The sequence below is a fragment of the Acidimicrobiales bacterium genome, assembly GCA_040219515.1.
Taxonomy (GTDB): Bacteria; Actinomycetota; Acidimicrobiia; order Acidimicrobiales; family Aldehydirespiratoraceae; genus JAJRXC01.
In genome coordinates, this window is the sequence record JAVJSI010000007.1 from 268,823 (window position 1) to 292,389 (window position 23,567).

At 68.9% G+C, this 23,567-nt stretch carries 22 protein-coding genes; 11 read left to right on the forward strand and 11 right to left on the reverse strand.

Translation table 11 applies throughout. The annotated features are described in order from the left end of the window. From RIB98_05750 to RIB98_05760, 3 genes are read left to right on the forward strand one after another with little or no spacing between them, the layout of a single operon-like run. Positions 1 to 1,401, forward strand: a complete 1,401-nt coding sequence (locus RIB98_05750; protein MEQ8840463.1) for a wax ester/triacylglycerol synthase family O-acyltransferase — start codon at positions 1 to 3, stop codon at positions 1,399 to 1,401. Continuing rightward, positions 1,398 to 2,615 (forward strand): NAD(P)/FAD-dependent oxidoreductase, encoded by a 1,218-nt coding sequence (locus tag RIB98_05755; GenBank protein MEQ8840464.1) that lies wholly within the window; start codon positions 1,398 to 1,400, stop codon positions 2,613 to 2,615. The genes RIB98_05750 and RIB98_05755 overlap by 4 nt, the downstream gene beginning before the upstream one ends. Next, positions 2,608 to 3,144: a phosphatase PAP2 family protein gene (locus tag RIB98_05760; protein ID MEQ8840465.1), complete on the forward strand. Its 537-nt coding sequence runs from the start codon at positions 2,608 to 2,610 to the stop codon at positions 3,142 to 3,144. The genes RIB98_05755 and RIB98_05760 overlap by 8 nt, the downstream gene beginning before the upstream one ends. On the opposite strand, the gene RIB98_05765 is transcribed toward RIB98_05760, so the two are convergent. Then, the gene (locus RIB98_05765; GenBank protein MEQ8840466.1) at positions 3,137 to 3,322 is read right to left on the reverse strand and encodes a hypothetical protein; all 186 of its coding nucleotides are present in this window, start codon (positions 3,320 to 3,322) and stop codon (positions 3,137 to 3,139) included. The genes RIB98_05760 and RIB98_05765 overlap by 8 nt on opposite strands. A 98-nt stretch (positions 3,323 to 3,420) precedes the next feature. Here RIB98_05765 and RIB98_05770 point away from each other — a divergent pair, with 98 nt between their 5' ends. After that, positions 3,421 to 4,500, forward strand: coding sequence for a uracil-DNA glycosylase family protein (locus tag RIB98_05770; GenBank protein ID MEQ8840467.1), 1,080 nt, complete (start codon positions 3,421 to 3,423; stop codon positions 4,498 to 4,500). Then, entirely contained in the window at positions 4,497 to 5,810 is a 1,314-nt protein-coding gene (gene dacB, locus RIB98_05775) for a D-alanyl-D-alanine carboxypeptidase/D-alanyl-D-alanine-endopeptidase (GenBank protein ID MEQ8840468.1), read from the forward strand. The genes RIB98_05770 and dacB overlap by 4 nt, the downstream gene beginning before the upstream one ends. 23 nt (positions 5,811 to 5,833) lie before the next feature. Here dacB and RIB98_05780 read toward each other — a convergent pair whose 3' ends face one another. Then, on the reverse strand, positions 5,834 to 6,817 hold the full coding sequence (locus RIB98_05780) for an LLM class F420-dependent oxidoreductase (protein MEQ8840469.1): 984 nt from the start codon (positions 6,815 to 6,817) through the stop codon (positions 5,834 to 5,836). Positions 6,818 to 6,873: 56 nt separating this feature from the next. On the opposite strand from RIB98_05780, the gene RIB98_05785 reads away from it, so the two are divergent. The 3 genes from RIB98_05785 to RIB98_05795 all read left to right on the forward strand — a co-directional run bounded on the left by RIB98_05785 (position 6,874) and on the right by RIB98_05795 (position 8,582). Further along, a complete protein-coding gene (locus tag RIB98_05785) occupies positions 6,874 to 7,056 on the forward strand; it encodes a hypothetical protein (GenBank protein MEQ8840470.1) in 183 nt (60 codons plus the stop codon). A 62-nt stretch (positions 7,057 to 7,118) separates the two neighbouring features. Next, positions 7,119 to 7,733, forward strand: a complete 615-nt coding sequence (locus RIB98_05790) for a thermonuclease family protein (GenBank protein MEQ8840471.1) — start codon at positions 7,119 to 7,121, stop codon at positions 7,731 to 7,733. 18 nt (positions 7,734 to 7,751) lie between these two features. Next, positions 7,752 to 8,582 carry a ChbG/HpnK family deacetylase gene (locus tag RIB98_05795; GenBank protein MEQ8840472.1) on the forward strand — a complete coding sequence of 277 codons (831 nt, stop codon included), beginning with the start codon at positions 7,752 to 7,754 and terminating at the stop codon, positions 8,580 to 8,582. A gap of 20 nt (positions 8,583 to 8,602) precedes the next feature. Here the strand turns inward: RIB98_05795 and RIB98_05800 are convergent, their stop codons facing one another. From RIB98_05800 to RIB98_05815, 4 genes are read right to left on the reverse strand one after another with little or no spacing between them, the layout of a single operon-like run. Continuing rightward, positions 8,603 to 8,983 carry an SCP2 sterol-binding domain-containing protein gene (locus tag RIB98_05800; GenBank protein MEQ8840473.1) on the reverse strand — a complete coding sequence of 127 codons (381 nt, stop codon included), beginning with the start codon at positions 8,981 to 8,983 and terminating at the stop codon, positions 8,603 to 8,605. Then, on the reverse strand, positions 8,983 to 9,852 hold the full coding sequence (gene mca / locus RIB98_05805; GenBank protein MEQ8840474.1) for a mycothiol conjugate amidase Mca: 870 nt from the start codon (positions 9,850 to 9,852) through the stop codon (positions 8,983 to 8,985). Before mca ends, RIB98_05800 begins: the two co-directional genes overlap by 1 nt. Positions 9,853 to 9,862: 10 nt before the next feature. Then, entirely contained in the window at positions 9,863 to 11,092 is a 1,230-nt protein-coding gene (locus RIB98_05810) for a TrkA C-terminal domain-containing protein (GenBank protein ID MEQ8840475.1), read from the reverse strand. 16 nt (positions 11,093 to 11,108) lie between these two features. Further along, on the reverse strand, positions 11,109 to 12,344 hold the full coding sequence (locus RIB98_05815) for a magnesium transporter (GenBank protein MEQ8840476.1): 1,236 nt from the start codon (positions 12,342 to 12,344) through the stop codon (positions 11,109 to 11,111). A 78-nt stretch (positions 12,345 to 12,422) separates the two neighbouring features. On the opposite strand from RIB98_05815, the gene RIB98_05820 reads away from it, so the two are divergent. Further along, positions 12,423 to 12,989, forward strand: coding sequence for a LemA family protein (locus RIB98_05820; protein MEQ8840477.1), 567 nt, complete (start codon positions 12,423 to 12,425; stop codon positions 12,987 to 12,989). On the opposite strand, the gene RIB98_05825 is transcribed toward RIB98_05820, so the two are convergent. The 5 genes from RIB98_05825 to RIB98_05845 form a co-directional block, all read right to left on the reverse strand. Beyond that, a complete protein-coding gene (locus RIB98_05825; GenBank protein ID MEQ8840478.1) occupies positions 12,926 to 13,882 on the reverse strand; it encodes a nitronate monooxygenase in 957 nt (318 codons plus the stop codon). The two genes, RIB98_05820 and RIB98_05825, sit on opposite strands and share 64 nt — an antisense overlap. Positions 13,883 to 13,895: 13 nt before the next feature. Further along, positions 13,896 to 16,055 carry a hypothetical protein gene (locus RIB98_05830; GenBank protein MEQ8840479.1) on the reverse strand — a complete coding sequence of 720 codons (2,160 nt, stop codon included), beginning with the start codon at positions 16,053 to 16,055 and terminating at the stop codon, positions 13,896 to 13,898. Beyond that, the gene (locus RIB98_05835) at positions 16,045 to 16,572 is read right to left on the reverse strand and encodes a sigma-70 family RNA polymerase sigma factor (GenBank protein MEQ8840480.1); all 528 of its coding nucleotides are present in this window, start codon (positions 16,570 to 16,572) and stop codon (positions 16,045 to 16,047) included. The genes RIB98_05830 and RIB98_05835 overlap by 11 nt, the downstream gene beginning before the upstream one ends. 73 nt (positions 16,573 to 16,645) lie before the next feature. Beyond that, positions 16,646 to 19,990: an error-prone DNA polymerase gene (locus RIB98_05840; GenBank protein ID MEQ8840481.1), complete on the reverse strand. Its 3,345-nt coding sequence runs from the start codon at positions 19,988 to 19,990 to the stop codon at positions 16,646 to 16,648. Then, positions 19,935 to 21,284, reverse strand: coding sequence for an O-antigen ligase family protein (locus RIB98_05845; protein ID MEQ8840482.1), 1,350 nt, complete (start codon positions 21,282 to 21,284; stop codon positions 19,935 to 19,937). The genes RIB98_05840 and RIB98_05845 overlap by 56 nt, the downstream gene beginning before the upstream one ends. A 68-nt stretch (positions 21,285 to 21,352) precedes the next feature. Between RIB98_05845 and RIB98_05850 the strand changes: the two genes are divergently transcribed. Further along, positions 21,353 to 22,582 carry an acyl-CoA dehydrogenase family protein gene (locus tag RIB98_05850; protein MEQ8840483.1) on the forward strand — a complete coding sequence of 410 codons (1,230 nt, stop codon included), beginning with the start codon at positions 21,353 to 21,355 and terminating at the stop codon, positions 22,580 to 22,582. A gap of 72 nt (positions 22,583 to 22,654) precedes the next feature. Continuing rightward, positions 22,655 to 23,539 (forward strand): transposase, encoded by an 885-nt coding sequence (locus RIB98_05855; GenBank protein ID MEQ8840484.1) that lies wholly within the window; start codon positions 22,655 to 22,657, stop codon positions 23,537 to 23,539. The last annotated feature ends 28 nt before the right edge of the window (positions 23,540 to 23,567 follow it).

The window sequence follows — 23,567 nt, forward strand, 5'->3', positions numbered from 1 at the left end:
ATGACCGGGGTGCGCGCTGACCAACCCATGAGCAACCTCGATGCCCTCGTCTGGAACGTGGAGCAGCAGCCTCGTCAGCGCACGACGATTGCCGCCCTCGCCCGTTTCGCCGCACCCCTCGATCCTGCCGAACTGCGCCATCGCGTCGATCACGCCAGCCGCGTCGTCGGTCGTCTACGCCAGCGAGTGGTGACCGATCCATCCGGGCTGACCGCACCCCGCTGGTCCGTCGACCCCGACTTCCACCTGAGCTTTCATCTCCGCACGGTGCGGCTGGCCGATCCCGCAGACGCCGAGCTGATGGATCTGGTCCGAGGTCTGCTCGTCCAGCCGTTCGACCGCTCACGACCGCTGTGGGAGTTCACCCATGTCACCGGCCTCGCCGAGGCGCTGTTGCTGAAGACCCACCACGCCGTCACCGATGGCGTCGGCGGAGTCGAACTGATGCTCGAACTCTTCGGTCTCGAGCCGCAGCCGGTGGCCCCGTCCCGGCCACTCCCCGAGGCACCCGTGGCGCCCGCTGCCTCCGTCATCAGCACTGCCGGGCGCGACGCTGCCGGACACGAGACCGCCGTCGAAGCCATACGCGGCCTGGCGACGGTCATCGACCACGTCACCCGCAGCCGGTCGGTCGACGACTGCGCCAGCGCGGGGCGTCGGGCCGGTGAAGCGATCGGGTCGGTGGTGCGCATGCTCCGACCGAGCCACGCCCCTCCGGTCGTCGCCCCGGCCCGCTCGGGTCGCCTCGACATCCGGTTCTTCTCCGTGCCGGTGGACGCCCTTCGTCAGGCGGGGCGGCGCCACGACGGCACGATCAACGACGCCTTCGTCGCGGCGGTGGCCCTCGGGCTCGCCGACCAGGTCGGGACCGAGCACCGGTCGCGGCTGCGGCTCTCGGTCCCGATCAGCACCCGGCCCTCGTCCGGGGATGGTGACACCGGCGGGGGGAGCAACCACTGGGCACCCAGCCTCATCGAGATCGACCTGCGGGACGCGGCCGACCTTCCCACGCTGATGCGGCGGGTGCGGTGCGAGATGCGCCGGGTTCGACGGGACCCTGCGCACCGACTCCTTCCCGCGCTGACAGCGGGACTCCGTCGGCTTCCCCCGACGGCCGGCGCCGCCGTGCTCGACCGGGTCACCACCGGCATCGACGTCGCCGTGTCGAACGTGCCGGGAAGCCCGGTACGCCTTCACCTCGGACCACAGCCGGTCGATGCCCTGATTCCGTTCGGGCCCCTGAGCGGATGTGCGGTCAACGTCACCCTCCTGAGTCACGCCGACACCGCTCACATCGGCGTGTCGTCGGATCCCGCCGTCATCGACGACCCCGGCGAGCTGCTGCGCAACCTCGAGGCCGGGTTCGCCGTCGTCACCGCCGTCTGCCGGGACGACCGATGACGGCCGATCGCACCGTCGACACGCTCGTGGTCGGTGGTGGACCCGCCGGTACGGCGGCGGCCACCACGCTGGCTCGGGCCGGGAACGACGTCCTCGTGATCGACAAGGCCACGTTCCCGCGCGACAAGTGCTGTGGTGACGGCTTGACCGCGCTCGCCCTACGGGAACTCGAGGCACTCGGACTCGATCCCGGGTCGGTTGCCTCCTGGCGAATCGTCGACGATGTGATCGTTCGCTCACCGTCCGGAAAAGAACGCCGATACTCGCTGCCCGACGGACCCGGCTATCACGCCGCCGTCGCTCGCCGGGTCGACCTCGACGCCGCACTCGTCGATCTCGCCATCGACGCCGGGGCCGGCATCGAGCAGGGCGTTTCCTTCACGAGTGTCACGACGACCGCCGAGGGTCTCACCGTGGCGACCGACGGCGCCGGGACGATCCGTGCCCGTCACCTCGTCGCCGCCGACGGCATGTGGTCGCCGGTACGCAAGGCGCTCGGTCTGCAGGTCGCGGGATACCTCGGCGAATGGCACGCCTTCCGGCAGTACTTCGAGAACGTCAGCCCCCGGGCCGGCAACGAACTGATCGTCTGGTTCGAGAAGGACCTGCTCCCGGGCTACGCCTGGTCATTCCCCCTCGCCGACGGCCGAGCCAACATCGGGTTCGGTATCCAGCGGGGCGGAACACACTCCGTACGCGACATGAAGGCGCTCTGGCCGGACCTGCTCGCCCGGCCCCACATCCGCGCCGTGCTCGGGCCCGATGCACGCCCCGAGGAAACCCACAAGGCCTGGCCCATTCCTGCCCGGGTCGGCCGCGTGCCGCTCGTCGGTCCGCGCACGATGTTCGTCGGCGACGCCGCCGCGCTCACCGACCCGATGACGGGCGAGGGAATCGGTCAGGCGCTGTTGTCGGGACGCCTCTCCGCCGAGGCCATCCTCGGCCCTGACGACGCCACCGCCGCCTACGAACGCGAGATCCGGCGCGAACTCGTGGCCGACGACCGCATGGCCCGCGCCCTCATCCCGATGCTGGCCAACCCGTGGATCGCCCGCGGCGCGCTGAAGCTCACCGGCGCGACGGATTGGACACGCCGGAACTTCGCCCGCTGGATGTTCGAGGACTATCCCCGGGCCATGGTCGCGACCCCGCGACGGTGGCATCGGGGCATGTTCACCGGCCCTGGCGCGTACCCTCGCTCATCGTATGACTGACGTGCCCGCGGCATTCGACAGGATCGACCTCACGGTCGACGAATGGTGGAACCGGTTGCGTGGCCGAGCGGTGATCGACCGGCTCTACTACACGGCATCGGAGGCGGCCGACTTCTCACTGCTCTGGCACGTGTGCGGCGTGGTGCAGGCGATCATCGAGGACGACCCCCGGATCGCCATCGGACTGAGCACGGCGCTCGGCCTCGAGTCCGCGCTCGTGAACGGTCCGGTGAAGTCGGCGTTCAGGCGCAGTCGGCCCGTGCACGACGTGCCGCGCCCACATCGCCTGCGGCAGCCCAGGACCAGCAGCTTTCCGAGCGGCCACGCGTCGGCGGCGATGGTGGCCGCCGCGCTGCTCTCTCGGCACACCGGTGGCGCTGCGTGGTACGGGGCGGCCGCCGTGGTGGCGACGAGCCGCATCCACGTGCGGATCCATCACGCCTCCGACGTCGCCGGCGGACTCGTGCTCGGCGCCGCGCTCGGTGCGATCGCCCGGCGCGTACTCTCCTCGGCCGTCGGCCCTAGTTGACGCCGGCCGGTTCGACCGAGGGATCAGCCGGGACGAAAGTGAGGATGGTCCTCAGATCGAGGAGAAGATCGGCCACTTCGGCGGTCGCCACGAGGTCGCGTCGCATCATCTCGCCGAGACCACGATCGATCACTGCGAGTGCTTCGACGAGCTGAGCGCCGTTGAGGGCTTCGGTCATTCTCTGCGACCTCCGGTCGGGTTCGGTTGGTGAAGGCACCATAGTCGCGCGTGGTGACAGAACCGAGGCGGGCTGCGCTCGACCTAACCTCGGGGGCCGTGAGCCTCGACCCCGCAACGCATGCCGTCTACGAGGCGAAGGCCGACGAGTGGACGATGGCCCGGGAGGGCAAGTCGGTCGAGGCGGCGCAACGGCTGCGGGCACGCGCGCCGGTCGGCCACGGCCCGCTACTCGACCTCGGCTGCGGGCCCGGCCTCCTGACCGCTGCGCTCCCCGACGGTTCGATCGGACTCGACCCGTCGTCGGAGATGCTGTCGCTTCTCCGGGCCCGGGTCCCCTCCGCGCCGGCTCTCCAGGGAGAGGCTGCATCACTGCCGCTGCGCATGCGCTCGATCGGCGGCGCGGTGGTCAACGCAGTGTTCGTGCACATCGACCGGCCCGCCCTGCCACTCGTGCTCGCCGAACTCCACCGCGTGCTCGAGGTCGACGCACCGGTCGAACTCGGCATGTTCGGCGGCGACCAGGACCTGACGGGGCTGACCGACGGCGACTTCGCAGGACGACGGTTCGCCTTGTGGGAGGACGATCATCTCCTCGACGTGATCGTGGGGGCCGGGTTCGAGGTCGTCGAGCACACCCACACCGAGACCGAGCACTGGCCCTATCTGCGCACCAGCCTCGTCCGGCGGCGTTCACTCCCCGACACCGTCGGACCGGGCATGCGCCTGCTCGTGTGCGGACTCAATCCGAGCCTGCACTCGGCCGACCTCGCGGTCGGCTTCGGTCGGACCGGCAATCGATTCTGGCCTGCGGCGCTCGCCGCCGGCATCGTCACGATCGACCGAGACGCGCGCCACGCACTCGAGGCTCACGGCGTCGGCATGACCGACCTCGTGAAGCGAGCGACACCGCGAGCAGACGAACTCTCCCGTGACGAGTACCAGGCCGGTCTCGCTCGTGTCGAGCGCCTGTGTGCCTGGCTGCGGCCGGCCGCCGTATGCATGGTCGGGCTCGCGGGGTGGCGGGCGGCCGCCGATCGCCGCGCCACGGCCGGATGGCAGACGCGAGACCTCGGTGGGTCACCGGTCTACGTCATGCCCTCCACGAGCGGGCTCAACGCCCACTCGCAGCTCCCCGACCTCACCGAACACATCCGGAGCGCGATCCTGGGGCCATGACCAGGCGGAGACCCTTCGGCACGGTAGTCCTCGCGGCACTCACCGTTCTCGTCCTCGCCACGGGCGCGTGCACCGTGGTCGACGAACCCGGCTCGGCGGGCCCGGACCGTCCCACAACCCCCCCGCCGGCGGCGATCGCCGGTGCGGATCTCGACCTGGTCGAGCTGTCGTGTGCGTCGATCCCGGAGGTCGACGTCCCCCTTCACGACCCCCACCGCCGGGCCCTCGACGACGCCCTCTCATCGCCCGCGTTCGACGGATTGGACGTGTCGGTCTCGATCTGGATCGACGGCCACGGCGAGGTGGCCGCCACGGATCCCGACTCACGGCTGTTGCCCGCCTCGAACCAGAAGCTGTTCACGGCCATGGGGGCCCTCGCCCTGCTCGATCCGGCACACCGCTTCCGCACTGAGGTCACCCACCGGGACGGGGTGCTGACGCTCGTGGCCGGTGGCGACCCCACCCTCGCCCGTTCCGGACCGCACTCGCTCGCCGCCCTGGCCGACCAGGTGGCGGCCGCGGGCGTGGGCCGGGTCGAAGTGGTCGCCGTCGACGCCGACCACTTCGAGTCGGCCCGCCGAGCCGAGGGGTGGCAGGACTGGCACATCCCCGACTGGGTCGGCCCGATGTCGGCCCTGATCGTGGAGGACAACCGGTACCGCACCGATGCCGCCTTCCTCGCCGATCCCGCCCTCGCGAACCTCGAGGCGTTCGCGGCCGCGCTCACCTCAGCCGGGGTCGACGTGGCCGGCGCTCCCCTCGTCACCACGACCGACGAGACAGGCGACGTGGTCGCCGTCCTCGAATCGGCTCCCATCGCCGAGCTCGTGCCCGACCTGTTGACCCGCAGCGACAACGAGACCGCCGAGGCCGTCCTGCGCGAGATCGGTGCCGGGAGCACGGCCGAAGGAGTCGCGACCGTGGACGACGCGCTGGCCGAGCTCTGCGAAGGGCTCCAGGGGGTGAGCGGCGATGGGTCGGGGCTGTCGCGCGCCGACCTGCGATCGGCCCGGGAATGGCGCTCGATGCTCCAGGCGGCGCGCGACGAACCATGGGGTCCGGCCCTGCGCGCCGGACTCCCGGTGGCCGGCCGGACCGGAACACTCGCTCGCCGACTGGGCGGGTCGACGACCGCCGGCAACGTCATGGCCAAGACGGGATCCATCATCGGAGGCCAGGCGCTGTCGGGCTACGCCGTCACCTCGGGGGGCCACGACATGGTCTTCTCCATCGTGGTCAACGGTGATCCGTCGGCGGCCCGTTCCGCCCGCGTCGCCATCGACGCCCTCGTGGTGGCCGCGGTGGGTTGACGCCGCGACGGCGACTGCGATCCTCAGTCCAGCGGGGCGAGACCTTCGATGGCTTCGTCGACATCGACGCCGGGGAACGGCATGAGGGCGATGGCCGGGCAGGTGATGCCGTTGTCGACGTAGCGCTGGATGTGGGCCCGACACTCGTCGTAGCTCCCGTGCACGATCAGCTCGTCGATGATGTGGTCGGGGATCTTCTCGAGCGATCCCTGGCGGTCGCCCGCCTCCCATTGTTCCCAGTGCTCGGCGAGGTCGTCGCCACGGCCCATCCACTCGTGGAAGGCCTTGTACACGGGCACGTTGAGGTAGGCCGCAGCGGCGAACTTGCCGGTCGAGCGGGCCGATTCGGCGTCGGTCGTGGGCGCCACGAAGATCCGCGCCACGATCTCCGCATCGGCGTTCTCGCCGCGCACCACCCCTGCGACGCGGCGGACGTTCTCGGCCGACAACCAGTTCACGATGGCACCGTCGGATTCGCGACCCGCCATCGTCAGCATGCCCTCTCGCAGGGCCGCCACGAGCACCGGCACGGGTTGTTCGGGCACCAGTCCCAGTCGAAAGCCCTTCACCGAGAACGTGTCGTAGTCCTCGGTGATCTTCTCGCCGGTGAGAGCGGCCTTCACGAAGCGGACCATGTCGCGCGTCTGCTTGAACGGTTCCTCGAACGGCACGCCGTTCCACCGCTCGACGATGACGTTGGACGACGACCCGATACCGAGCACGAACCGGCCGGGCGCGGCGGACGCCATACCTGCCGCCGACTGCGCCATGAGGGCCGGACCACGGGTGAATGCGGGCAGGATCGCGGTGCCGAGGCGCATCGTCGGCGTCCACACGGCCCCCAGCGCCAGCGGTGTGAGGCCGTCGGCGCCCATCGCCTCGGCCGACCAGAGATCGGTGTAGCCGGCTGCTTCCAGCCGGCGAAAGCGGTCGAACTGGGCGTGGAGCGGCTGACCGTCGAAGGGCACGGTCATGCCGTAACGCGGGGTTTTCGTTTCTGCGGACACGCCTGGATCCTGCCATGCGCCGGGTGAGTGTCACACCCCATCCGCATGATGTCTCCATGACCAACCAGCTCAGCCTCATCACCACCCACCGCAGCTGGCGCCTCGATCAGCGCACCAAGCAGCAGGGCCTCGACGGCATCGCCGCCGCTCGTGCCGTTCTCCAGGAATCCCGCATCCGGGCCCGCGCTGCGGCCCTGGCCGAAGGCGAGTTCCTCGAGCTCCACGCCGACGCCGCCTGATCCACACGCTGCCTGATCCACACGCTGCCTGATCCACCGAATCCATCGCCAGACTGAACGCCGTGAACCGATTCGTCCTGCTCCTCGCTGCGCTGGCCACGGTCGCGAGCGTCGGGGCGTGCACCGAACCCGACAGCGACCAGTCGTTCTCCCCCACCGAGACCGTCGCCACTGAGATCGTCTCCACCGAGACCGTGGCGATGGCAACGGGACCGCCGGCCACCGCCCCCGATCAGGCCGGGTTGGCGCCCAACGCCACGGTCGAACGCATCGTCGACGGCGACACCCTCGTCGCCGTGATCGACGGCGAGCGCGAGCGGGTGCGCCTCCTCGGTATCGACACGCCCGAATCCGTGGCCGAGAACCGCCCCGACCAGTGCTACGGGAAGGAAGCCAGCGACTATCTGGCGTCGTTGCTCCCCGAGGGCGCCGAGATCACCCTGGTCCTCGACGAAGAGGCGCGCGACCAGTACGACCGCCTCCTCGCCTACGTGATCCGCAGCGCCGACGATCTGTTCGTCAACCTCGACCTGGTCGAACGTGGCTACGCCGACGTGCTCATCTACGACCCCAACGACCACTACGAATCCCTCTTCCGGGCGGCCGAGGCCGATGCCATCGACGCGGGCGCCGGCCTGTGGTCGGTGTGCGGGGGCCCCGACGTTCCGCTCGAATAGGCGGCTACCGTCCCTGACGTGGACTCACTCGCCGAAGCGCTCGGTCACCGACCCGACGCCAAGCTGCTCATCCTCAGCGCCGACCAGCTCGGCTCGACCCACGCAGCCACGGCCGGCGGGTTCACGGCGCTTCGCGAGGGTCTCGCCACCACCGGCACGGTGATGATGCCGGGCCCGTGGTCGCGCTACGCGGCGGACCGCCACGAGGGCGCCGACCTCGGTATCCACCTCACCCTCAACAGCCAACTCGATTGTTATCGCTGGGGACCACTCACCGCGGCGCCCAGTCTGCTCGACGGCGACGGGGGATTCCCCCGCACCGTCGACGACCTGTGGGATCACGCCGATCTCGACGAGGTCCGCCGCGAATGCCGGGCTCAGATCGAGCGGGCCCGTCTGTGGGGCTTCGACATCACCCACCTGGCCACCCACCTCGGCACCCTGCAACAGCGACCCGAGTTCTTCGACGTCCTCGTCGACGTGGCCTACGACGCCGAGCTGCCGGTTCGACTCGAGAGCGGCCCGGCCGAAGACCGCGCCGGCTTCCCGTTCCGCCGTCTCGCGGCCGAGGAGGGCATTCTGATGCCCGACCACTTCACTCTCGTCCGCAACGGCGCCCGATCCCATCTCGAGGCCACCCTCGCCGACCTGCAACCCGGCGTCACCGTGGTGGCGTTCGAACCGACCATCGCGGCCGAGGAGATCCGGGCCATCGACCCCCACGCCACCAACCGGATGGACGACCTGGCCGTGCTCACCGACCGCGATCTGCCTGCTCGGCTCGAGACCGACGGCATCACCCTGATCGGGTTCCGCGAGATCCGCGACGTGCAACGAGCCCGACGCTGACCGACCGATTCTGGGTGCGGTCAGATGGCGGTGTCGGCCATCACCGGGGCCAGCGCGATGATCGCTGCGGCCCGCACCGTACGGAGATCGAGCAACCACCGTTCGTGGGCGCCTTCGACCTTGAGGGCACCGCTCATGAAGCCGGCATCGCTCGACATCTCGTTGGTCAGGATCCTCAACGCCGCGTCGTACGTGAGCGAGATGACCACATCGGGGTCGGCCGACTTCCCGTGGTGCAGCGACACGACCCGCCCCTCGTCGATCGCCACCCCGATGGTCGCCTTGCCGGCCGGACTCCCGGCGACGACATAGTCGATCACGGCACTCGCCCCCTCGACCGAGGGCAGCTGGGACAGGGCATCGAGGGCGGCCGACATCCACTCGTCGTCGAAGACCTGCATCAGGTACGCGCCTCGGACCGAAGTCCGGCGAAGAGGTCGGTCTCGATCCCGTCGTCGGGGGCTGTCCCCGTTGCGAGGCGGTAGTCGTCGATCGGATAGATGGCCTCGTCGACCTCGGCCGGGAGGCCGAACCAGAAGCTGGACTCGGGATCGATCTGGGTCGCGTGGGCCAGCAGGCCTTCTCGTCGGGCTCGACCGAAGCCCTCGATCGAGATCTTCGTGGTGATCGTCGAGTCGTTGTCGGGACGTTCGAACCAGCGATCGTCGTAGGGCGACTCCATCCCCCTCTCGAGGAATGCCTCGTGGCGAGCCTGGATGCGAGCCCGCGACCACGTCGAGTAGTAGATCTTCGCCACGGTCCACGCCTCGCCGAGGTCGGGCCGATAGTTCGCATCGGCGGCTCGGTCGACCGCCGGATGGGTGATGTCGTAGACCCGAAGATGATCGGGGTGCTGGTAGCTGCCCTGGTCATCGGGATAGGTGACCACCACCTGCGGTCGCTCAGCCCGCAGGATGGCGACGAAGCGGTCGATTGCCTCGTCGAGCGGCGCCATGGCGAAGCAGCCGGCGTGGGAATTGGACTCACAGTCGGCCATGCCCGAGTCGCGGTAGCCGAGCATGTGCACGATGTCGTAGCCGATGGCCTCGGCGGCCGCGTCGAGCTCGCGACGTCGCACCTCGCCGATGTTCTCCCGTATCTCGGGGCGGTCCATCGCCGGATTCAGGATGTCGCCCTCCTCCCCGCCGGTGCAGCACACGAGGACCGTGCGCACGCCCTCGGCGTGGTAGCGGGCGACCGTACCCGCCCCTTTCGAGGCTTCGTCGTCGGGGTGCGCGTGAATCGCGAGGAGGCAGAGTGGGGCTTCCATCCCACCGAACCTATCCGGCTGCGACGGGCTCCAGTTCCATCTCACCGTCACCGTCGGGATCGACCAGCCGCCACCCACAGCGCAGGGCCAGCAGCTCCCGGCCCTCGTCGGGGCCGCTGGCGATCAGTTCGTCACCGGCCCGCAGGCGGGCGCGTCCGCTCGGGCGATACAGGTACTGCCCACCGCGAAGGATGGCGAGCACGGTGAAGCCGGGTTCGATGTTGAGCTGCAGCTCGGACAAGAGGGCCTGGTCCGCCTCGCTGCCCTCGGCCACGGGCACCCGGACCACGACGTCATCGCTGTCGCCGAGCGCCAGCCCGAGGATCGGGTGGACGTCCTCACGCTGCTCGATCAGCCACACCATCTGGCGGGCCTGGTCGCCGATGTCCTCCGCCGCCTGCGAGAGGTGCAACAGACCGCGCAGCGGCGACGGGTCGACCTTGTCGCTGGCTGCCCGCAACACCCAGAGCTCGAGTCGGTCCTTCATCTCGTCGAGGCGGTCCTCGAGGTGGCGCACCTCGGCGGCGAGGCCGACGTCGCGCAACACCAGCGCCGAGTAGGCGAGACCCACGGCGACCTCGGAGAGGTTCTTCATCTCCACCAGCACGTCGACGGCACGATCGAGATCGGTGGTGAAGGGATCCTCCGGTGCCTGTGGTTGCTTCCACGGCGCGGCCGCCGCCAGCTCCCGCAACCGGGTGATGCCGTCGGGTGAACCGCGCAGGAACAGCACGTCGTCGGGCACCAGCACGGTGTCGCCGTCGACATCGGTGATCCAGTCGCGTCCACGTCGGATGGCCATGACCCGCATGCCGGTCTGCACCGGGAGTTCGTGGGCCGAGAGGGCCCGGTGGGCCATGTGTGATCCGTCGGAGACGAGCACCCGATGGCTCACCTCCTCGGCGTCGGAGAGGTTGGCCACCAGCTGACCGGGGATCCCGAGCTTGTGGGTCACGATCCGGGCGATGTCGACGGCGTCGTTGGCGATGCGCTCGATGGCGCTGATGACCTGCAGCACCGAGGACATGCCCTCGGCCTCCTTGGGACGGCGCACCGCCATGATGCACACCTCCCGCATGTCCTGGACGAGTTCGTTCATCCGATCTTCGAGCTCGCTGACCTCTTCGGCCATGTCCGGGTCGCTGAAGAACAGCGACGCGTAGGCCAGGTCGACCATCAGCTCGGAAAGGTCCTTCGCTTCGGCCAGCATCTCCCGCAGATTGCGGCGTCTGTCGTCCATCACATCCTCTGGTCCACTATGCAACTCCAACGGCCACGATGGCCAGAATCAGGGCGAAGGCACCGACGAAGTCCAGCGTCGATGTCACCACCGGAATGCCGTAGGTGTCGGGGTCGAGCCCGAACCGCACGGCGACGATGGTGGCGTAGTAGGCCACCATCACGACACATGACGTGGCGAACAGGCCGCCGATCACCGCGATCAGCACGAGATCGACGACACCGGGGCTCGCCTGATCGGCCAGGATGCCGCCGACCTCCGCGACCAGACCGGCCACCACGAACACCGGGATCGAGAGCGAGAAGACCATCGCGATCTCGCTTCCGGCACTGCCACGCGGGACCGGACCCGGCTCGATGAGGCCGAGGTGGAGCTTGGTCGCGAGGCGGCTCGACAGGATGCCGCCCAGCGCACCGGCCGTGCCCAGAAAGCCGGGCAACAGCACCAACAGCACCGGAAACTCGAGGAAGTCGTCGAGGCGCTTCTCGATCGTGATGCCGGCGATCAGGTCGAGCAGTCCGGCGAACATCAGGATGGGCACCGACTCGCGGATGATTCCCCGCAGCACGTCGACCTTCGAGAAGATCGCCCAGGCCAGGCCGACGGCCGAGGCGACGAGCAGCAGTCCTGCGATCACGGGGGTGACCCCGTCGATGCTCGTGAGGCCCGCAGCGAGAATCAGGGCGGGAAGGCTGACGACATCGCTCGTGGCGGTCACCAGTGGGGACACGACATTGTCGAGGTCCCAGCCCCGACGCACCGAGCCGCCGGCCAGGAGAAGCGTGATCGCCAGGATGAAGACGGATGCGAGCATGCCACCGACCGCGGATACGACGACGAAGTCGGCGACCGACATGGTGGGCGAGATCGAGAAGACCACAGCCACGCCCTTGGCCAGCAGGGCGATCGCAACGGCGATCACCAGGCTCAGCAGCAACGCACTGGCGATGTTGGCGCCGACGACGGTGTCGAGGCGGGGGCTGAGCCGGAACGTGCCGGTGTGGATGCTCGTCCCGAGCCGACTCCCCAGCGCCCCGAACACATTGCCCTTCACGGCCAGGGCGGCCGGAACCAGTAGGAGGAGCCCCGGAAGCTCCTCGAGCGTGTCGGTCGTGAGCGCGAGGGTCACGCCGGCCACCAGGCTCGTGACGCCGGCGATGATCAACGCGACGAGGCTGTCGCGATACGCGCGGGGGTCGTTGCCGGTCAGGGCACGTCCGGCGCGTGCCAGTCGATCGTCGCGACCTCCCACCCCGCAATTCTGCTGGGCGAATCGCCGAAACCGCAGCATCGATCCTGGAAAGCGACATCGAAGTGCCGATGGGGCGTCATGTCGCCGTACGTCATCGCCGCGATCGGGGGCGGGCTCGTCCTCTCGTGGGCGGTGCTGTCGTTCAACCGATTCATCTCGCAGCGCAACCTGATCGCGAACTCATGGTCCAACGTCGACACCGAGCTTCGTCGTCGCTACGACCTCATCCCCAATCTGGTGGAGACCGTCGGTGGCTACGCCGGCCACGAGAAAGCGACGCTGACCGAAGTCATCGAGGCGCGCGCCGGTGCCGTCGCCACCACCGGCGAACCGGCCGAACAGGCCGACGCCGAGAACATCCTCGTCCAGGGCCTCCGCCACCTCCTCGCCGTCAGCGAGGCCTACCCGGATCTGGTGGCCAGCGCGCACTTCCTCGATCTCCAGCGTGAGCTGGTGACGACCGAGAACCGCATCCAGGCGTCGCGACGGCTCTTCAACGGCAACGTGCGCGACTACAACCGTCGGGTCGCGTCCATCCCCTCCGCCCTCATCGCGTTCGTGGGTCGCTTCGAGAAGGCCGACTACTTCGAGGTGGAGCCGGCGGTGCGCGACGCGCGCTCGCCCAGCTCGACCAGCACCTTCTGACAGTCGGCCCACGCGGTCGAGAGGATGTCGGCCACCGGCTCGACCGAGTGGATGCGTCCCTGGACCTGACCGCTCATCGCCAACCCGGCCTCGAGATCACCGCCGAAGTACGTCTGCATCATCGCGTCGAGTCCGAGCGTGGCCGGCTCGTCGTCGGCCTCGAGCTTCGTGGTGCGTTCGGTCTTCAACGTGCGCATCGCCGGCCGGAAGTTGCGGTTCACCAGCACCGTGTCGGTCTCCTTGCCGGCGACGATCGCCTGCTTCCAGTTCTCGTGAATGGGCGACTCGACCGATGCCACCATGCGGGTGCCCATCTGCACGCCATCGGCGCCGAGGGCGAACGCGGCCGCCATCGAAGGGCCGTCGACGAAACCTCCCGCGGCGATGATCGGCAGGTCCGGGAACCGGGATGCGATCTCCGGGACCAACACCAGCGAGGACGGGCCGTCGGGCGACTTGAAGCCCCCGCCCTCGATGCCCTCGACGACCACGCCGTCGACGCCCGCAGCGACGGCCTTCTCGGCCCCCCTCACCGACGGCACCACATGGAAGACGGTCACCCCGGCCTCCTTCAGCCGCGGCGCCAGCACTGCGGGGTCACCGGCCGAGGTGGTCACGAACGCCACTTCCTGCTCGAGCAGGAACTGGAACAGGCCTTCGAGATCGCGCACGAAGTGCTGCGCGACATTGACGCCCCACGGGCGATCGGTGAGCGCCCGCATCGCCGCGATCTCGTCCTTGATGGCATCGAGTTCGCCCGATGAGGTCTCGATGATGCCGAGACCACCGGCGATCGACACCGCCGACGCGAGTTGTGATCGGGCGATCCAGCCCATCGGGGCCTGCACGATCGGGATCTCGATGCCCAACAGCTCGGTCACACGTGTCTGCATCCCCGGATCGTAGCTACCCGATGGCGATGGTCTCCCAGCCGCCCGCCCAGTCGCGGACCACGACGAGGTTGCCGTTGATGGCGGCCTGACCGAAGCCGGCGTCCTCGGTGTCGACCAGATCCTCGACGAACCAGGTGATGCCGTCACTCGTGGCCACCAGCCAGAAGTCGGGCTGGTAGTCGTAGACCGGCTCTTCCCAGCCGGCGGCCTCCTGGGCTGCCTGGATCGCCGCGCTCGTCTCCCGGTCGTAGGTCTCCATCGGGACGCTGACGACGACCTCGCCGGCGTCGTCGAGCAGTTCGACGTTGCCGGTGTCGTCATAGCGGACGAACTCGGGGAAGGCCGCCTCGTACTGGTTGAACGAACGCTCGAGCACGACGTCGCCGGTGGCGACGTCGGTGACGGTGACTGCCACGCCGCCATCGGAGGCATTGACGCTGCGGATCTCGAATCCGTCCTGCTCGAAGGTGACCGTGTACGGGACCTGCTCGTATTCGTAGTCGTAGACGGCAACGTCGACGACGGTCGCGACACCGCCGTTCTGCTGCTCGAACCAGAGACCGGTCATGGCCGGAAGGCCGTCGATCTCGACGGACGCCCAGCCGGTGCCGTCGGCGGCGGCCCGCCAGACCGTGCCGGACTGGTCGACGGCCACGACACCGCCCACGACGGCCGTCAGGCTGTTGAACGAGACACCGGCGGGATAGGCGACGTCGGACCAGGTCTGACCATCGGCCGAGAAGTACAGACGAGCCGGCTGCTCGCCGGTCTGCTCATCCCATGTCGCCCAGGTCTGGGCCAGAAGTCCGGCATCGGTGCCGACGACGGTGCAGCACGAGAGACCCCCCGGGGGGTTGGCCGGTGCCAGCGCGCCGTCCCAGGAGCCGATGTGGGCGACGAGGGCGCCGGTTTCGCTGAATGCGTAGCGCTCGTAGTCGGCGAAGGTGATGCCCAGATCGCTCCAGGGCACGAGGCGGGTGGTGCCCTCGTCGGTGGTCGCTGGCTGCGGCACGACCGTCGTGGTCGTTGCCTCGGCGGAGTCGTCGGACATCGCGCCGCCCGACTCTCCTGCGCCGGAGATACCCACATCGCCTTCCTCGTAGATCATCTCGCCGCCCGAGGAGACCCGTACTCCGTCGACCTCGACCGTCCAGCCGTAGCTGTCGCCGAACTCGGCCAGCACGTCGGCGGGCATCAACGACCAGATGTCGACCCAGCTGCTGGTGCCGACGGTCAGATACCAGCCCCCGTCGAAGAGGGCGATGTCGTTGGCGTACTGGTCGCTCTCGACGAAGTCGGGAACGTCGGCCGCAACCTGAGGAATCGGGGTCGAGGTCCAGGAAACGAGGTCCGCGGTGGAGTGCACGATGATCTCGGCGTCCTCGGTGGTCTCGTCCCAGCGCTGCTCGACCACGACGAGGTGTTCGCCGTCGGAGCGGACGTAGTTGATGTACTCCCCGCCGCCGGGCGGGGCGAAGTCGGCGAGCACGGTCCAGTTCTCGCCGTCGTTGGACACCGATGCCTCGGCCCGATAGGTGCCACCGGCCATCACCTGGTTGTAGGCGTCGTAGAGCACGGGGTCGTCCATCACCGCGGTGGTCGCCTCGTCGAGGAGTCCCACACTGTCGAGCAATGCGGTGGCCTCGTCGACGTCGGTGACGTCACCGAGCGCCTCCATGACCTCGGGGGGCATGCGGTCGGCGATGTCGGGCACCAGGTCGGCCATGGTGGCATCGGACGGCTCGAGCACCTGACCGAACGACAGGAATCCGTCGCCCCAGGGAACGACCCACGAGCCACCGCCGTAGTAGGACGACGTCATGGCCGGGACATCGCCGCCCGTGGCAAGCGTCGTGGTCGTGGCGTCACCCTCGGCATCGGCGGTCTCGTCCGGTTCGTCGGCCGGCTGCTCGGCCTCTTCGGCATCCTCGTCGGCACCCGAGGCCACGTCGGCGTTGCTGCCGCCGTCGTCGGTGAACAGTCGCACCACCCCGGCCACGCCGGCCACGAGCAACAGCACTGCCGCGACGGCGAGGAGACGCTGGCGCCGAGCCGTCGACGAGCGGCGGCCCATGACCTCTTCGACGCTCAGGTCGGCCACTTCGCGGGTGGCCGCAAGTCGCTGCATGCGGGAACGGAGTTCGTCGTCGGAGGGCATCGAGTCAGAGGGCATTGGGGTTCTCCAAGAGGGTCGTCAACCGATCGAGCCCACGGCTCAATCGGCTCTTCACGGTGCCGGGGGCGATGTCGAGCGCCGCCGCGGTCTGGAACTCGGACCAGTCGAGCAGGTAGCGCAACACCACCACTGTGCGCTGGTCGATGGGCAGGGCGGCCAGAGCGGCATCGAGCTCGGGCTCGACCTCGACCGGCGGCGTGCCTCGTTCGGGTGAATCTGCCCGGAAGACTTCGCGGACCAGTTTGCGGCGACGGCTCAGCGCCCAGTTGAGACCGACGCGATATACCCAGCCGGTCGGGTTCGCGTAGGTGCCGACGTCGTCCCACCGCTCGTACGCACGGGTCATCGCCTCGGAAGTGGCATCGGCGGCAAGTGCATCGTCGCGCAACGTCATGGCGAGCGCCGAGGCGATCGGTCGATGGTGGTCGGCGAAGAACGCACGGAAGTCGAGCACGACCGGTGCCAGATCGGGATCGGTCACCAGTTCGAGAGGTCGAGGGTTCTCATTTGCCACCATCACATCCTCTAGACGCCCGGGCACCACAATCGGTTCCCTCCTCGGAGAATTCTCTCGTCGGGAATTCTCGTCAGCGGAAGTCGCGGGACGCCGGGGCCGCCCCGACCGGGAGCGGTTCGAGCCGGTCGGCCACCACGTTGATGACCCCCTCGGACTTCTCGAGTCGGCCCCGGACGAGCAGGGCCGGCGACCCCCGGGCCGTCTTCTTGTAGCGCTGCCAACACCCGGCCGACACCACCACGTTGATCAGGCCGGTCTCGTCCTCGAGATTGATGAACATGGTGCCGCCGGCGGTGGCCGGACGCTGGCGATGGGTGACCACCCCGCCGACGAACACCCGCTCCCCCGCCGGACGGTCGACCAGGCCCGCCGAGGTGACCACGCCCAGGCGATCGAGATCGGCCCGGATGTAGCGGGTGGGGTGGCCGTCGGGAGCGACGCCGGTGGCCCAGAGATCCGCGTGGGACAGCTCCTGGGGCGACATGCCCGGCAGGGTCGGGGCGTCGATGCCGGTGACAATGCCGGGCAGGCGATCGGTCGCGGTCTGGGCCATCGCGCCGGCCGTCCACAGCGCCGAACGACGATCGATGCCGAGGCAGCCGAACGCGCCGGCCGTGGCCAACGCTTCGAGGATGGGGAGCGAGAGCTTCGGCACCCGGCGACGAAGGTCCTCGACCGAGCCGTAGGGCCGACCCGCCTCGATCTCCTCGGCCAGTTCGGTGCCGAGTCCGCGCACGTAGTCGAGTCCCACCCGCACCGCCCACCCGCCGGTGGACGCCGGATCGAACTCGAGTGTGGCCTGGGCCGCCGAGGCATTGAGATCGGGGGTGCGGATACCCACCCCGTGGCGGCGAGCGTCGCCCACGATCGTGTGGGGCGACCAGAAACCCATCGGCTGGGCATTGAGCAGCGCCGCGCAGAAGGCGGCCGGGTAGTGGTACTTGATCCACGACGAGGCGTAGACGAGATACGAGAACGACACCGAGTGGCTCTCGGGGAAGCCGTAGTTGGCGAAGGCCGCGAGCTTCACCCAGATCTGCTCGCCGATGTCGTCGGTGATGCCGTTGGCCCGCATCCCGTCGAAGAACCGCTCCTTGAGCTGTTCCATGCGTTCGCGGCTGCGTTTCGACCCGACGGCCTGACGCAGCTGGTCGGCATCGGTGGGCGTGAAGTTCGCGACGTCGATGGCGATCTGCATGAGCTGTTCCTGGAACAACGGGACACCGAGGGTCTTGGCCAGCGCGTTCTCGAGCAGCGGGTGGAGATAGGTGACAGGCTCCTCGCCGTTGCGGCGGCGGATGTAGGGATGGACCGACCCGCCCTGGATCGGCCCGGGACGGATGAGCGCCACTTCGACCACGAGGTCGTAGAAGCAGCGGGGCTTGAGCCGCGGCAGCGTGGCCATCTGGGCCCGAGACTCGATCTGGAAAACGCCGATGGTGTCGGCCTTCTGGAGCATGTCGTAGACCTCTGACTCCTGGGGCAGCGCCGCGAGGTCGACCTCGATCCCGTCGGTGTCGCGGATGAAGTCGATGGCGTGGTGCAGCATCGACAACATGCCGAGCCCGAGCAGGTCGAACTTCACGAGACCCGCGGCCGCACAGTCGTCCTTGTCCCACTGGAGCACGCTGCGATCGGCCATGGTCCCCCACTCGACCGGGCACACCTCGATGACGGGGCGATCGCACATGACCATGCCCCCCGAGTGGATGCCGAGGTGGCGGGGGAAGTGTTCGATCTCGGCGGCCAACTCGAGCACCGGCAACGGAATCGAGGTGTCGGGATCGACGGCGCCGGCCTTCACGTCCCTCCAGCGATCGACCTGCTTGGAGAAGGCATCCTGCTGGCCGGTGGCGTAGCCGAGCGCCTTGGCCATGTCCCTGATCGCCGACTTGGACCGATAGGTGATGACATTGGCCACCTGGGCGGTGTGGTGACGCCCGTGCTTTTCGTAGACGTACTGGATGACCTCTTCGCGACGGCCGCTCTCGATGTCGATGTCGATGTCGGGCGGACCATCGCGTTCGGGTGACAGGAACCGCTCGAAGAGGAGGCCGAGCGACACGGCATCGGCGTTGGTGATGCCGAGGGCGAAGCACACGGCCGAGTTCGCGGCCGAACCGCGTCCCTGGCAGAGGATGTCGGCCCGTCGACAGAACTCGACGATGTCCCACACCACCAGGAAGTAGCCGGGGAACCCGAGCTCGTCGATGACCGTGAGTTCTCGGTCGAGTTGTGCCCATGCGCCCTTCACCTGCTCGGCGGACCGCGACCCGTAGCGACGGGTGCCACCCTCTTCGACGAGCCGACGGAGGAACCCCACCTCGTCGAGGCCGTCGGGACACGGATAGGGCGGCAGGTTCGGGGCGACGAGCGAGAGATCGAACGCACACTCGAGGCCGATGGCCGCGGCCCGTTCGACCACCCCCGGGTAGCGGGCGAAGCGCAACGCCTGCTCGTCGCCCGACCGCAGATGCAACCCGGCCGGGGGGAGCCAGCCGTCGATCTCGTCGAGGCTGCGGCGGGCCCGCACCGCGGCCATGGCCGAGGCCAAGCGCTGACGAGCGACGGAATGGTGATGGACGTTACCGGTGGCGACGAGGTCGAGACCGGCGGCGACGGCCAACTCGGCGAGCCCGTCGTTGCGCACGGAGTCCGCGGGGAGGCCGTGGTCCGACAACTCGACCACCACGTTGGCTCGACCGAAATCGGCGACCAAGCGGTCGAGGGCTCGACGGGCGGCCGCGGGCCCCGATTCGACGAGCGCCTTCGGCACCGACGCCTTGCGACAACCGGTGAGCACGAGCCAATGATCCTGCCCCCGCGCCGACCCGACACCGCCGAGTTCGACCAGCCGCTCGTAGCTGATCCGGGGCGCGCCCTTCTCGCCGGCGAGTTGTCCTTCGCTGATGGCCCGACCGAGCATGGCGTAGCCCTCGGGGTCACGGGCCAGGATCAGCAGGTGCTCCCCCACCGGATCGGCCGGGCCGGGACGCGAGAGATCACTCGTCGATCCCCCCGGAGAGGAGCGATCGAGTGTGAGCTCGGCGCCGAAGACGGTGGGCAGCCCGACCGCCCGAGCGGCCTCGGCGAAACGGACGATGCCGTAGAAGCCGTTGTGGTCGGTCAAGGCCAACGCCGTCAGGTCGAGTCGAGCCGCTTCCTCGGCCAGTTCCTCGGGGTGTGAGGCGCCGTCGAGGAACGAGAAGTTCGAGTGGCAGTGGAGTTCGGCATAGGGCACCCGACTCCGATGACGGGGCGCCTCCGGCACCGGCTCGTAGGCCGGACGCTTGCGCGACCACGCCGGACTGTCACCCCCGTCGCCCACCGGAATGGGTGGGCGATCACTGGCTGGGTGATCAGAGAGCGTCCGCTCGAGGTCCTTCCACGGGACGTCGGGGTTGTTCCATCCCATCGCCGTGACCGTAGGCGAACACATGTTCGTTCTCAAGTCGGTCGATCTGGGCCACGATCGCCCCGACTGCGAGCACGTAGAAGACCAGCGGCGACGCAGTCTCGAAGACCGAGTCGGTCAGCGAGAAGACGGCGTAGCCCACGACCACCACGAGACCGGCGCCTCCCAGCGCCCGCACGTCGTCCTGGCGCCGCAGGAAGGAACGCAGACAGATCCAACCCGGCACCGCCAACAACGCCAGCAACGTGATCAAACCGACGATCCCGCCGCTGCCGAGATGCGACAGATACTGGTTGTGGGGATGATCGTGCTCGGCGATGCGTTCGGCCCGCACCCCGGCGTCCACGTCCTCGGCGAAACGATCGTCCATGTTGCCCCAGCCGATGCCCAGGGTCGGCGACTGGCGAAACCCGGCGAACGCGCTGCGCCACATCTCGAACCGCGCACCGACGGACGTGGATCCGCTCTCGTCGGCGCCGTGGTTGACCATGTACTCCACCGTCTCGGACACCCCCCGGTCGAAGGCTCGCAGGGCGGCTCGATCGTTCGCGGTCACCGCGATGGCCATCACCGGGGTCAGCACCAGCACGAGCACCGCGAGATAGCGGGCCAGTCGCTGGTTGGGCGACCGATAGTGATGGATCGCGGTCACGATGAGGATGGCCGGCAGGGCGACCCAGCCGCCGCGGGCGTGCGACAGCACCGCGGCCACCAGCGACGCCAGGATCGCCACGAATGTCCAACGATCGATGTTGCGCCGGTTGCCCACGGCGAGCCCTCGGGTGATCGCGGCGATGAAGCCGAGTACCAGCGCCATCTCGCCGAAGTGGATCGGATTCACGTAGGACGTCGGTCGCCCGACCTCGGCGATCACGAGCATCAGGACGGCAAGTCCGCCGGCCGCGATCGAACCCAGCACCGCGCCCAGCCAGATCGCCGGTCGCAGATCGACCCGGGCCGAGCCTCGTACGACAGCAAAACCGATCGGCACGAGCGCGAAACGAGCGATCTCGGCGGCGGCACCGAAGCCACCGTGACCGGCCAGGCCCGACCACAGTCCGGCCAGGGCGAACGCGACGCCGGTCACCATCAGATCGTTGCTGGCGAACCGTGTTGCCTGAGGCCCGGCGTGGCCCCGGATCAGCCGGAACACGACCATCGCGGCCACGGCGAGAACGAGGAGATAGTCGGGAGCGACGATGATCAGCACGGGCGCGACGAGAGCGGCACCCAAGTACCACCCCGCCTCGCGGCTCTCCGCCGGTCCGCGGGCCGCTGCAACGCTGACCGCCATGCGCGAATCGTACGCACACGCGCGGCCAAATGGACGTCATGGTGACCAGTGGCACTACGGTCCATGCCATGACGATCAGAGAGACGGTTCGCGCCTGGGCGGCCGCGAAATGGGACCCGGAGATGACGGTCGCCGAGTGGTGGCAGATCCTCGCTGACGAGCGCTATTCGCTGCCCTCGCTGCCCGAGCACGCCCACGGGCGCGGCTACTCCCGTCAGGAAGAGAACGAGGTCAAACTCGGCCTCAACGACGCCGGCACCCTCGGTCCGCCCGGCGGCATCGCGACGATGATGGCGGCACCCACGATCGCCGCTCACGGCACCCCTGAACAGATCGACCGGTTCGTGAAACCGATCGTGAACGGCACGGCCTCCTGGTGTCAGCTGTTCTCCGAACCGGGGGCCGGATCGGACCTCGCCGGTCTCCAGACGAAGGCCGAACGCGACGGTGACGAATGGATCGTCAACGGTCAGAAGGTCTGGACCAGCCTCGCGGAGGGCACCGACTTCGGCATGCTGCTCGCCCGTACCGATCCGAACCAGCCGAAGCACGCCGGCATCACGTGGTTCGCGTTCCCGATGATGCAGGACGGCGTCGACATCCGGCCGCTGGTCGAGATGACCGGTCAGGCGTTCTTCAACGAGGTGTTCATGGACGACACCCGCGTGCCGGACGCCAACGTGATCGGTGATCTCAACAACGGTTGGCGAGTCGGCAACACCACGCTCGGCTTCGAGCGCGCCAGCCTCGCCGGTGCCGGCGTGGAACTGCCCTTCGCCCGCGCCGGTTCCACGTCGGCGGACCTCACGAAGCCCGCCGGAAGCTTCGGTCTGCGCACCGAGGGCGGTCCTCGACTGAAGATCGACGCCGCGCCCACCGCCGTCCGCTTCGGGCGCTACGCCCGCGACCTCGGCCTCGACGACGCCACCCGGCGCGATGCTCGCGTGCGGCTCCACATCCGCGAGGAGGTCAACCGCCTGCTCGGGCTGCGGTCACGTTCCGGCGCGGTACCCGCCATCGGCAACCTGGGCAAGCTCGCCATGAGCGAGATCGCCCGCATGAAACGCGAGGTCGGCAACCAGTCCATCGGCGCCCACGGCATGCTCACGGGCGCCGACGCCGCGGCGGGCCCCGGCAACGGCGAGGTCCAGGCCTCGACCCTGCACTCGCCCGCACCGGCCATCTACGGCGGCACCGACCAGGTCCAGCGCAACATCCTGGGAGAGCGCTTTCTCGGCCTCCCCAAAGAACCCGGCCCCGCCAAGACCACCCCCTTCAAAGACCTCCCCAGAAACTGACCGTTGCATTGGGGGTCAGACCCCCGTTGCAGTTCGGGCGCAGTGTCACACCGACTTCCTAGGTTCGCGTCCATGGCGAGACGCACGAGATCTGCAGTGGAGGCCGACTGGCACCATGTGATGAACCGGGGCGCGAGAAAGCTGCCGGTGTTCGGTGACGATGCCGACCGCCATCGTTTTCTTCACCTGTTGGCCGATGCGGCCGCAGGCGTAGGAGTGGAAATCCACGCCTACGCCCTGATGGGCAACCACTACCACGGGCTGTTCCGATCGCAGGTCTCGGCGCTGTCGGCGATGATGCAGACGACCGGCTCGAGATACACGCAGTCCTTCAACGCCAAGTACGGGCTCGACGGCCCCTTGTTCCGGGGCAGATTTCGGTCACAACCGATTCTCGAGGAGACATATCTCTGCACCGTCGTGCGCTACATCCATCGCAATCCGATCGCAGGATTGGAACGCTTCGACCGAGCGGCATTCGACTGGACGAGCCATCCCGCCTACGTCGGCGAGGCGAGGGTGCCGGCGTGGCTCAGGACCACGACGCTGCTACGACTGATCGGCGGCACTCCCGATTCGTTCCGGCGCTTCGTCGAAGGTCCCGAACCGGTCGACCACTTGCCGACCCCGATCCGGTCGATCTCTGGGCCTCGCCCACTCCGTCCGGCCGACATCGAGGCGGCGGTGGGGGTGTCGTCGCCGATGGAGTTCGAACTCGTCCGGGCGGGCGGGCGAGGCATCCGCGATCCGTTGCGAGCCGCCACGCTGATTCTGTGTCGAGAGTTGACCGACGTCACCGCCGACGAGCTCGCGTCTCGATACGGCTACCGCAGCGGAGGTAGCGTTCGCAGCGCCGCGACCCGAGCGGCTCAGCGCTTGGCCACCGATCCGCTGCTGCAAGAGTTGGTCGACGATGCCCGACGGAGGCTCATCCCGTCCGTGCGCCGGAGCGCGTAGACCCCGGCACGCCTCAACCGCAACGGGG